The 6779-nt window shown below is 68.7% G+C and carries 8 protein-coding genes; 4 read left to right on the top strand and 4 right to left on the bottom strand.

Annotation, left to right across the window (positions count from 1 at the left end):
* Positions 1–378 precede the first annotated feature (378 nt).
* On the bottom strand, positions 379–1029 hold the full coding sequence (locus ACFY0P_RS19400) for a DNA-3-methyladenine glycosylase (RefSeq protein ID WP_388914096.1): 651 nt from the start codon (positions 1027–1029) through the stop codon (positions 379–381).
* Between the two features lie 149 nt (positions 1030–1178).
* Here ACFY0P_RS19400 and ACFY0P_RS19395 point away from each other — a divergent pair, with 149 nt between their 5' ends.
* From ACFY0P_RS19395 to ACFY0P_RS19385, 3 genes are all read left to right on the top strand, one after another.
* Entirely contained in the window at positions 1179–1961 is a 783-nt protein-coding gene (locus ACFY0P_RS19395; RefSeq protein WP_351958545.1) for a sporulation protein, read from the top strand.
* A 65-nt stretch (positions 1962–2026) separates the two neighbouring features.
* Positions 2027–2566: a YbhB/YbcL family Raf kinase inhibitor-like protein gene (locus tag ACFY0P_RS19390; RefSeq protein ID WP_388914093.1), complete on the top strand. Its 540-nt coding sequence runs from the start codon at positions 2027–2029 to the stop codon at positions 2564–2566.
* Between the two features lie 166 nt (positions 2567–2732).
* Positions 2733–3245: an HNH endonuclease gene (locus tag ACFY0P_RS19385; RefSeq protein WP_388914090.1), complete on the top strand. Its 513-nt coding sequence runs from the start codon at positions 2733–2735 to the stop codon at positions 3243–3245.
* Positions 3246–3384: 139 nt separating this feature from the next.
* Here ACFY0P_RS19385 and ACFY0P_RS19380 read toward each other — a convergent pair whose 3' ends face one another.
* The 3 genes from ACFY0P_RS19380 to ACFY0P_RS19370 form a co-directional block, all read right to left on the bottom strand.
* The gene (locus ACFY0P_RS19380; RefSeq protein ID WP_388914087.1) at positions 3385–4332 is read right to left on the bottom strand and encodes an SPFH domain-containing protein; all 948 of its coding nucleotides are present in this window, start codon (positions 4330–4332) and stop codon (positions 3385–3387) included.
* 130 nt (positions 4333–4462) lie between these two features.
* A complete protein-coding gene (locus ACFY0P_RS19375; RefSeq protein ID WP_388914084.1) occupies positions 4463–4897 on the bottom strand; it encodes an NfeD family protein in 435 nt (144 codons plus the stop codon).
* Positions 4898–4968: 71 nt separating this feature from the next.
* On the bottom strand, positions 4969–5760 hold the full coding sequence (locus ACFY0P_RS19370) for an ABC transporter ATP-binding protein (protein ID WP_388914077.1): 792 nt from the start codon (positions 5758–5760) through the stop codon (positions 4969–4971).
* 150 nt (positions 5761–5910) lie between these two features.
* Here ACFY0P_RS19370 and ACFY0P_RS19365 point away from each other — a divergent pair, with 150 nt between their 5' ends.
* Entirely contained in the window at positions 5911–6696 is a 786-nt protein-coding gene (locus ACFY0P_RS19365) for a hypothetical protein (protein ID WP_388914074.1), read from the top strand.
* Positions 6697–6779: the final 83 nt, after the last annotated feature.

Here is a 6779-nt window from a genome sequence, read left to right as displayed (position 1 = left end):
CTGGCGTTGACTTTTGGCACGCTGTTGAGTTCTCAAGGAACGGTCGCTTCCTTTGTACTCACCCTCTCGGGCTTTCCTCCGGGCTTCCCTTCGGTGTTTCCGACTCTATCAGATCCTTTCGGCGTCCGATTCCCGGTCGGCGGGATTGTCTTTGGCTTTCCGGCTTTCGCCCGTCGGCCTTTCGACATTCACTACGTTAGCCGATTCCCGCCGGGACTCATAATCGAGTTCCGTGAGCTCGAATTCGGACATGCAGGCACGCCGAAATCGACCCCGTCAGGGGAAGTCGTAGGTAGTGGGTGGCCGCTTCCGGCTGCTGGCGATTGCCGTACCCGGTTCAAGCGGCTCGGGCTACATTACGCACCTTCCAGGGACGCGTCAACTTGAGCGGCGCCTCGGCGCATGGGCCCGATAGGGGCTCACGGTGGGGTCGTTGGCGACCCAGTAGCGCCAGGGATGGACGTCGCCGTCGCCGCCCTCGCCGGCGACTCCGGTGCGCGGACCGTTGCGTACCTGGTCGGAGGGGACGGGAGTGCCGGTCAGTATCCGCAGCGGTGTCTCGCCGGAGGCACACGCGTCCGTGCCGTCCAGGGCCCGGTCGACGCCCAGGGCGGTGGCCAGGCGGGCCGGTCCTTTGGCCAGTTCCCTGTCGTATCGGGCCGAAAGTCGACGTTTGCGGGCGAGCTCGGTGCCCTCGATGATCTCGCCGGCACGGAGCAGGACCGCGCACGCGGTGCCCTCGGGACCGCAGACGAGGTTCATGCAGAACCACATGCCGTAGGTGAAGTAGACGTACACATGTCCGGGCGGACCGAACATCACGTCGTTGCGGGGGGTACGGCCGCGATAGGCGTGCGAGCCGGGGTCGTTCGGGCCGTCGTACGCCTCCACCTCTGTGAGGCGCACCGCGATCGGACCGTCCGGGGTGGTGCGGACGAGGGTGCGGCCGAGGAGGTCGGGGGCGACCTCCAGTACAGGGCGGTCGAAGAAGCTTCTGGGGAGTGGCGTACGGTCCGGTGGCGCGATCATGGCGTCCGAGCCTAGTCCAGACCGGGGACCCCAAGGGCTGGTCAAGGATTCGTCTGCTTGCCAGGGTGTGGGCCGGAACCGGTCGTCACCGGATCGCGTTTGTAGGGATCAAGGGTCCGTTCGTACGTAGCAGGTAGTAGAGGAGAGTCATGGGGTTCAAGAAGCTGCTCGCGAGCCTGGGGGCCGGCGGGGCGTCCGTCGAGACGGTGCTCACCGAGGTGAACGTCGTACCGGGCGGTGTCGTCCAGGGCGAGGTGCGGATCCAGGGCGGCTCGGTGAACCAGGAGATCCAGGGACTGTCCGTGGGGCTCCAGGCGCGGGTCGAGGTGGAGCACGGCGACGAGGAGTACAAGCAGAACATCGGCTTCGGCAAGACGCGGCTCGGCGGTGCCTTCGAGCTGCAGGCCGGGGCCGTGCACGCGGTGCCGTTCGGGCTGGAGATCCCGTGGGAGACGCCCGTCACGATGATCGACGGACAGGCGCTGCGCGGGATGCACATCGGGGTGACCACCGAGCTGGAGATCGCGCGTGCCGTCGACTCCGGGGACCTGGACCCGATCAACGTGCACCCGCTGCCGGCACAGAAGGCGATCCTCGACGCCTTCATCCAGCTGGGCTTCCGGTTCCGGAACGCGGACCTGGAGAAGGGGCACATCCGGGGGACGCGGCAGACGCTGCCGTTCTACCAGGAGGTCGAGTTCCACCCGCCGTCCCAGTACCGGGGGCTGAACCAGGTCGAGCTGAGCTTCGTGGCGGACGCCCACGCCATGGACGTCATCCTCGAAATGGACAAGAAGCCGGGGCTGTTCAGCGAGGGCAGTGACACGTTCCGGTCGTTCCAGGTGGGTCTGCACGACTTCCACGGGACCGACTGGGCGGCTTATCTCAACCAGTGGCTGTCCGAGGTCGGCAGCAAGCGCAACTGGTTCTAGGCTCGGGAACCGCGGATTCCGTGACGGGGTCCGTCATCGATCAGTATCGATCAGGAGGTACCGAGGTGACCGAGCTCAAGCGGCGGCCTCTCCCCCATGACTTCCATCCGCCCGTCCCGTCCTTCACGGTGACGAGCGAGGACATCGAGGAAGGGGCGACGCTCAAGGACCCTCAGGTCTACGCCAAGGGCAACACCTCGCCGCAGCTGCGGTGGGAGGGCTTCCCGGCCGGGACCAAGAGCTTCGCCGTGACCTGCTACGACCCGGACGCCCCGACGGGCAGCGGGTTCTGGCACTGGGTCGTGTTCGACATCCCGGTCTCGGTGACCGAGCTGCCGGCGGGCGCGGGCAGCGGCAAGTTCGAGGGGCTTCCCGAGGGCGCGGTCCAGGTGCGCAACGACTACGGGTCGAAGGACTTCGGCGGTGCCGCGCCGCCGCCCGGGGACGGCCCGCACCGGTACGTCTTCACGGTGTACGCGGTGGACCAGGAGAAGCTCGGTCCGGACGCCGATGTGTCGCCTGCCGTCGTCGGGTTCAATCTGCGGTTCCACGCGATCGCTCGGGCGCAGCTCATCGGGGAGTACGAGAACCCCGGGCAGGGCTGACGCAACGCGCGAAATCGGCTGAGCGTTCATTGAACGTTTGCCCGTCTCTGGTCATGGAAGTGATCAGAGGCGGGCAGTTTTTATTGCGTTGTCCATCTCGGCGCGCCCGTCCAGAGTTGATCCAAGCCCGCCGGGGGTGGGCAGGTGCACATGGGAGGTGGGCTGGATGCGTGACACGCTGGTGCTGAACGCGAGCTTCGAGCCGCTGTCTACGGTGACATTGAACCGCGCCGTCGTTCTGGTGCTCCAGGACAAGGCCGTCGTCGAGCAGGCCCACCCCGAGCTGCGCATGCGCGGTGCCGAGGTGGACATACCTGCGCCTCGGGTCATAAGGCTGTGCAGGTATGTGCGGGTGCCCTTTCGGAGACAGGCGCCGTGGTCGCGGCGGGGGGTGCTGGTCAGGGACCGGCACCGGTGCGCGTACTGCGGGAAGCGGGCGACGACCGTGGACCATGTGGTGCCGCGGGCTCAGGGCGGTGCCGACTCCTGGCTGAACACGGTGGCGTCCTGCGCGGAGGACAATCACCGGAAGGCGGACCGGACGCCGGAGCAGGCGGGGATGCCGTTGCTTCGGAAGCCGTTCGAGCCTTCGCCGCAGGATGCGATGCTGTTGGCTATGGGGGCCGAGGATCTGGCGGCGTTGCCTGAGTGGCTTTCGGGGGATGTGGCCGCCGCCTAATCGTCTGCATGGCCGTCCCGTCGTGCGGCTGCGGCCGCGTTGTGGCTTGTCGCGCCCACGCGGCGGAGCCGCAAATCAAACAGAGCCCCGCGCCCCCAAGAAGAAGGTGGGCGCGGGGAACGTTTGCCTACCAGTGGCCCTAGTCGATGTTCGGCTTCTCGCGGCGTTCCTGCTGTGCCGGGATGTTGCCGCCGCCGTTGGAACCGCCGCCCAGGGGGCCGAAGTTGCCCATCGCGCCGGAGAGGCCCTTGAGGGCGTCGCCGATCTCGCTGGGGACGATCCAGAGCTTGTTGGCGTCGCCCTCGGCGATCTTCGGGAGCATCTGGAGGTACTGGTAGGAGAGCAGCTTCTGGTCCGGGTCGCCGGCGTGGATCGCCTCGAAGACCGTGCGGACCGCCTGGGCCTCGCCCTCCGCGCGCAGGGCCGCCGCCTTGGCCTCACCCTCGGCGCGCAGGATCTGGGACTGCTTCTCGCCCTCGGCGGTGAGGATCGCCGCCTGGCGGGTGCCCTCCGCGGTGAGGATCGCGGCGCGCTTGTCGCGGTCGGCGCGCATCTGCTTCTCCATCGAGTCCTGGATGGAGGTCGGCGGCTCGATCGCCTTGAGTTCGACGCGGTTGACGCGGATGCCCCACTTGCCGGTGGCTTCGTCGAGGACGCCGCGCAGGGCCGCGTTGATCTCCTCGCGGGAGGTCAGGGTGCGCTCCAGGTCCATGCCGCCGATGATGTTGCGGAGCGTGGTGACCGTGAGCTGCTCGATGGCCTGGATGTAGCTGGCGACCTCGTAGGTGGCCGCGCGGGCGTCCGTGACCTGGTAGTAGATGACGGTGTCGATGTTCACGACCAGGTTGTCCTGGGTGATCACCGGCTGGGGCGGGAACGGTACGACCTGTTCACGCAGGTCGATCCGGTTGCGGATGGTGTCGATGAACGGGACCACGATGTTGAGGCCCGCGTTCAGGGTCCGCGTGTAGCGGCCGAAGCGCTCGACGATGGCGGCGCTCGCCTGTGGGATGACTTGGATCGTCTTGATCAGGGCGATGAAGACCAACACCACCAGAATGACCAGGACGATGATGACCGGTTCCATCGTCGCTCCCCGTACCCTTCTCCGCCTCGGCGCTTCGGCAGATCTTATGGTTGTTGAAGATCTTGCTGGATGAGTCTGACAGACGCACGCGCAACTCGGGGACTCTTCTGTTCAGTTGAGTCTTACGAGGTCAGATGACGATCGCGGTGGCCCCCTCGATCTCGACGACGTCGACTTCCTGCCCCACTTCGTAGGCACGGTCCGGGTCGAGGGCGCGCGCCGACCAGATCTCGCCGGCGAGCTTGATCCGGCCGTCCGCGCCGCCGTCGACGCGTTCGAGCACGACGGCCTGTTTGCCCTTCAACGCGTCGACGCCGGTGGCGAGTTGCGGGCGCTGCGCGGCGTGCCGGTTCGCGATGGGCCGTACGACGGCGATCAGCGCGACCGAGACGACGACGAAGACGAGCACCTGGATCACGGTGCCCGCGCCCAGTCCGGCGGTACCGGCGGCGGCCACGGCACCGGCCGCGAACATGCCGAACTCCGGCATCGCGGTCACCACGAGCGGAATTCCGAGCGCCGCCGCGACGACGAGCCACCACACCCATGCGTCGATGCTGTTCACACAGTCATGGTAGGGCCGGGGGTGCCGACCACGACAGTGCGCTTTGCCGGGTCAGGGCCCGTCAGGTCCGGTCAGGACAGGGGCAGTCCGTGGGCGGTCCAGCGGTCGCCGAGCTGCTCGACGACGAGCGGGAGGCCGAAGCAGAGGGAGAGGTTGCGGGAGGTGAGTTCGAGCTCCAGCGGGCCGGCGGTGAGGACCTTGCCCTGGCGGATCATGAGGACGTGGGTGAAGCCGGGGGCGATCTCCTCGACATGGTGGGTGACCATGATCATGGAGGGGGCGATCGGGTCGCGGGCGAGCCGGCCGAGGCGGCGGACCAGGTCCTCGCGGCCGCCGAGGTCGAGTCCTGCGGCGGGTTCGTCGAGGAGGAGCAGTTCGGGGTCGGTCATCAGGGCGCGGGCGATCAGGGTGCGCTTGCGCTCGCCCTCGGAGAGGGTGCCGAACTTCCGGTCCACGTAGTCGGTCATGCCGAGGCGGTCCAGGAAGGCGCGGGCGCGCTGCTCGTCGACCTCGTCGTACTCCTCCTGCCAGTGGGCGGTCATGCCGTAGGCGGCGGTGAGCACGGTCTCCAGGACGGTCTGGCGCTTGGGGAGCTTCTCGGCCATCGCGACGCCGGCCATGCCGATGCGCGGGCGCAGGTCGAACACGTCGACCTTGCCGAGGGTGTCGCCGAGGACGGTGGCGGTGCCCTTGCTGGGGAAGAGGTAGCTGGACGCGACGTTGAGGAGGGTGGTCTTGCCGGCGCCGTTGGGGCCGAGGATGACCCAGCGCTCGCCCTCCTTCACCGACCAGGAGACCTGGTCCACCAGAGCCCGGCCCTCCCGGACCACGGATACGTCCTGAAGCTCCAGAACATCGCTCATGAGCGCGTTGTCTCCCCTTGCAGTGTCGCCGTTCTCGGCTGTCGCGTACGCCTGTGGCCCGGGCGGCGGCGCCGGTGGGCGCAGCCCTCATGAAATCTACGCCACGAGTGCGGCGCTCCATTCCATCGGTCCGGTCCTTAGGGTGGGGGCATGCTCTCGGAACCGCGTTCAGGACGCCTCGCCGCTTGGGGAAATGCCCTTTTGGCCGGACTTGTCTCTCCGGATGACGCTGTGCTCGCCATCGTCGGCGAGGACGCGGTGCACCGGGTGGAGGGGCTGCCCGGTGAGTCCGCTCCGGTCGGGCTCACGCTGGCCCTGGGGCGGCTGCGGACCCTGGGGACGACCGGGCTGCGGGTCGCGCTGCCGGCGTCGGGGCATCCGCTGGGGCTGAGCGGGCCGCCGGAGTTCAATGCGCGGGCGCTGGAGGCCGAGGAGGCGGTGATCTGTCACGGCGCCCCGTTCGGGCTGGTGCCGGAGGTGTACGAGGCCGGGCCGGCCGGCGATGTACATGTCGACGTGGTCTGGCACGTGCTGCCGGTGCGGGAGGCGCCGCCGGCCGACGTGCCGTCGCTCGGTGAGGCGGAGCGCGAGCTGGCGGAGGCGCTGCGGGATGCCACCGAGGTGTTGTCGAAGCTCGATGTCGCCGGGTCGGGGCCGGTGGCGGAGGCGGCGATCGACGCGTACCGGTCGCGGGCCGAGCGGGGTCGCGAGGTACTGGCGCCGGGGTATCCGCCGCGGGCGGTGCGGGTGCTGGAGCTGGCGCAGCGGGTGGGGCTGCTGATCTCGCTGGCCTACGACAACGGGCCGGGCGGTGCGGTGAGCGCCTCGGAGATGGCGGCGCGGTCGCTGGCGCTGCGGCCGGTGGAGCGGACGGCACGACGGGCGCAGGTCGCGGCGTACAACTCGGTGGTGGAGGAGCGCGAGCGGGGGCGTTAGGGCGTACGGAGGGGGCCGGCCGGAAAAGCCGACCGGCCTTCCGGGAGCGCCCGGAAGGCCGGAGGTCGATGCCGCCGTGCGGC

It is taken from the genome of Streptomyces sp. NPDC001714 (genome assembly GCF_042892755.1).
Taxonomy (GTDB): domain Bacteria; phylum Actinomycetota; class Actinomycetes; order Streptomycetales; family Streptomycetaceae; genus Streptomyces.
The sequence above is the reverse complement of the archived record's forward strand: the minus strand, read 5'-3'. Positions and strand labels throughout refer to the sequence as shown.